Raw genomic sequence first — 667 nt, forward strand, 5'->3', positions numbered from 1 at the left:
CCATGAAGGTGGAGTCGCTAGTAATCGCGGATCAGCAGTGCCGCGGTGAATACGTTCCCGGGCCTTGTACACACCGCCCGTCACGTCATGAAAGTCGGCAACACCCGAAACCTGTGGCCTAACCCTTCGGGGAGGGAGTGGGTGAAGGTGGGGCTGGCGATTGGGACGAAGTCGTAACAAGGTAGCCGTACCGGAAGGTGCGGCTGGATCACCTCCTTTCTAAGGAGTCTTTAGTGGCTGGCTGTTGCATTGGTCGTTGTGGCCGGTGGCGGTTGGCGGACTCGAAAGTGGGCCCAGGAGCATGCTCTGGACTGTGTCCGGGCGTTGCTGCTGGGATGGCTGGGCTGAAGAACGAACTTCCCCCTGGTGCTGGAAGGCCAGGGGGCGCGCTGTTGGGTGTCTGAGGATGCAACCGTTGGTTGTGGTCCCTGGATGCCACCCTGACGAAGACCTGTGTGAGTGGTCGGTGGTCGTTGGTTCTGCCTGGTGTGGTGGGGTCGGTGGCCGGTTTGGCTGCTTGTTGTGTGCGGTGTTGTGGTTGGGTGTGTGGCTGGTGTTTTGATTCGTGGATAGTGTGCGCGAGCATCTTGTATCTGTGGTGGCCAAGTTAGTGTGGCATACGGTGGATGCCTTGGCACCAGGCGCCGATGAAGGACGTGGGAGGCCG

Annotated in this window: 1 rRNA gene; it reads left to right on the plus strand. The window is 60.4% G+C overall.

Annotated features, from left to right (window positions below):
• A 16S ribosomal RNA gene (locus ABD259_RS25675) occupies positions 1-219 on the plus strand; the annotation flags it as partial.
• Positions 220-667: the final 448 nt, after the last annotated feature.

Source organism: Nocardiopsis rhodophaea, from assembly GCF_039530945.1.
GTDB classification, from domain to species: Bacteria; Actinomycetota; Actinomycetes; order Streptosporangiales; family Streptosporangiaceae; genus Nocardiopsis_C; species Nocardiopsis_C rhodophaea.